Origin of the sequence: Vibrio sp. V03_P4A6T147, from assembly GCF_002241085.1 — a bacterium.
GTDB classification, from domain to species: Bacteria; Pseudomonadota; Gammaproteobacteria; order Enterobacterales; family Vibrionaceae; genus Vibrio; species Vibrio anguillarum.
In genome coordinates this window covers 1-2,999 of the sequence record NZ_NDIO01000134.1, presented here as the reverse complement: position 1 = coordinate 2,999, position 2,999 = coordinate 1, and the positions used below count along the sequence as shown (strand labels likewise).

Annotated in this window: 2 protein-coding genes; both read left to right on the top strand. The window is 42.5% G+C overall.

The features are described 5' to 3' along the window. Positions 1-33 precede the first annotated feature (33 nt). Entirely contained in the window at positions 34-993 is a 960-nt protein-coding gene (leuO, locus tag B9J84_RS05025; protein WP_081245352.1) for a transcriptional regulator LeuO, read from the top strand. 197 nt (positions 994-1,190) lie between these two features. After that, a complete protein-coding gene (locus B9J84_RS05020) occupies positions 1,191-2,999 on the top strand; it encodes a long-chain fatty acid--CoA ligase (RefSeq protein WP_179217521.1) in 1,809 nt (602 codons plus the stop codon).

Genomic DNA, 2,999 nt, shown 5'->3' with positions numbered 1-2,999 from the left:
GTATTGACGATAACAACAAGAGGCGTCCCAAAAATGTTAGATAAAAAAGATGCAATGAGCGCTATTGCTAGTTACCGCATGGAAAGCACATTACGTGGTGTAGATTTAAACCTGCTGACGGTTTTTGATGCAGTAATGCAAGAGCAAAATATTACCCGTGCCGCTCATAATTTGGGTATGTCTCAGCCAGCAGTCAGCAATGCTGTAGCGCGTTTGAAGGTAATGTTTAATGATGAACTGTTTATGCGACAAGGGCGAGGTATTCAACCTACTCAACGTGCACGTCAACTGTTCGGTCCGATGCGTCAAGCACTGCAATTAATCCGTAATGAACTGCCAAGTTCGGTGTTTTCTCCTGAAACATCAACCCGCTTATTTAAATTAGCGATTTGCAGTCCTTGTGATATGCGTTTCGCGCCGAAAATTATGTCATCAGTTCATGAACAAGCGCCTTTGGTCCAACTTCATCTTGATGCGGAATTTAACCGTTTGTTAGCCGAGCGTATGCGTTACCAAGAGATCGATTTTGTGATTGATTACGCGCGTTTTGATGAACAAGGGTTCTCCAGTACGGAAATTTTCCAAGATGAATTAGTGGTGGTGGCATCTAAGTCTCATCCTCGCATCAATGGCTCTGTTAACGTTGAGAGCCTAACAGCTGAAAAGCATGCGAAGTTATCTCGCATCCATGGGCAACGTAGCTTTTCTGAGCAAGCATACCGCGAATTAGACTGTGTTCCTTATTATGAAGGGACCAGTTTGAGCAACGTGCTTTATGTGGTCGGACAATCTGAGTTGGTGACGATTGCACCTCGTTGGATGGTTGAGAATGCGGCTAACCGAGATCAGTTACAAATCCTCGATTTCCCATTTGCAAATGGTCAAATCAGTGGTTATCTCAGTTGGCATGAGTCTAGTGAAAAAGACAAAGGCCATATTTGGCTGCGTGATCAGTTAATGATGATTTGCGGCGAAGTTGTTGCATTAAACTAACGTTTACCCGGTAGTTTGTACGGTGATCTAAACTTAGTGATACGCCTCTTTGAGCCTTGAATTGGTTATATCCATTCAGGGCTTTTTTGTCTGTAGAATTAATTGATAACTTTGACATCCGTCAGTTGCCTTTTTTGCTTCTAAATGTACACTTGTGCGCTCAAAAAGCTTACATGTGTAAGCTACAGGTAAAAAAGATGCCCAATTTAAATTTCCATATCGTAAAAAGAATTCGTGAACAGATTGTCAAAGGTGGCGAGTGCATTGCTCTAAAACACAAAATAGAGAAAGAGTGGCATGGGATAAGCTGGAAGCAATTTGGTCAACGTATCGATGCGATGTCACTTGCACTTTTAACGCAAGGTATAAAAATTCAAGATAAAGTCGGGATTTTTTCGAATAACATGCCGCAGTGGACAATAGCTGACTTGGCTACTTTGCAGTTAAGAGCCGTTACAGTACCTATTTATCCAACTAATACGCCAGCGCAGGCCAGTTATATTATTCAAGATGCTGATGTCAAAGTGCTCTTGGTCGGTGAACAGGCACAATACGATGCGGCACTGGATTTTTTTGATGAGTGCGAACAGCTTGAATTAATTGTCGCCATGAGTGATGGCATTGATCTAAAAAGTTTTCAACATGGCATCCATTGGCAGACTTTTATTGAACAAAATACAGATGGCCAGCAAGCGGAATTAGAGTCTCGCCTTGAACAGGCGAATATGGATGATCTGCTGACGCTCATCTATACCTCAGGCACCACAGGTCAACCTAAAGGCGTGATGCTTGATTACCGTAATATTGGCGCTCAGCTTGAAGGGCATGATGAGCGGTTAAACATCTCTAAGGATGATGTGTCACTCTGTTTTTTACCATTGTCACACGTGTTTGAACGGGCGTGGACTTTTTACATTCTTTACAGCGGTGCAACTAACTGTTATTTACAGGATACGATGCAAGTACGTGATGCATTGAGTGAACTAAAGCCAACGGTAATGTGTGCCGTTCCTCGCTTCTACGAGAAAATTTTCTCCGCTATTCACGAAAAAGTCTCGAAAGCGCCGTTACATCGAAAAGTGTTGTTTACTTGGGCGGTCAATATGGGGGCTAAGATGGCTCTTTGTCATCAAGAAAAGCGCCAGCCATCCTTCATGCTGAAAAAGAGCTACGCGTTAGCGGATAAAATCGTATTGTCTAAATTGCGTGCATTGCTTGGTGGGCGGATTAATTTTATGCCTTGCGGTGGCGCGAAATTAGATGAAACCATCGGCCGATTTTTCCATGCCATTGGCATTAACGTGAAGTTGGGTTATGGCATGACGGAAACCACAGCAACGGTTTCTTGTTGGGATGACCGGTGTTTTGATCCTGATTCAATAGGCATGTCGATGCCAGGAGCTCAGGTCAAAATCGGTGACAACAATGAAATTCTTGTTCGCGGACCAATGGTTATGCGCGGCTACTATAAAATGGCAGAAGAAACGGCGTTAGCATTCGATGAACAAGGTTTTCTCAAAACAGGAGATGCTGGACATATTGATGAGCAAGGTAATGTCTTCATTACTGATCGTATCAAAGAGCTGATGAAAACCTCCGGTGGTAAATACATTGCGCCACAAGTTATTGAGGGAGCGATTGGTAAAGATCACTTTATTGAACAGATTGCGGTGATTGCTGACACACGTAAATTTGTATCGGCTTTAATTGTACCTTGTTATGACAGCCTGGAGGTTTACGCCAAGGAGCTCAACATCAAATATCATGATAGATTAGATCTTATCAAGAACAACCAAGTGGTTGAGATGCTGGAAAAACGAGTCAATGATTTGCAAAAAGAGCTAGCCAAATTTGAGCAAGTGAAAAAGTTTAAATTATTACCTAAGGCTTTTTCCATGGACAAAGGTGAGCTGACGCCGACTCAGAAACTGCGTAGAAAAGTCATTAGTGATCGTTACCAAGATGAAATCGAGGAAATGTACAAAGAAAAGACTAAAGGTGAGTAA

Coding starts and splice junctions, on each gene's coding strand:
- leuO (WP_081245352.1), top strand. CDS start 34: ATGTTAGATAAAAAAGATGCAATGAGCGCTATTGCTAGTTACCGCATG.
- B9J84_RS05020 (WP_179217521.1), top strand. CDS start 1,191: ATGCCCAATTTAAATTTCCATATCGTAAAAAGAATTCGTGAACAGATT.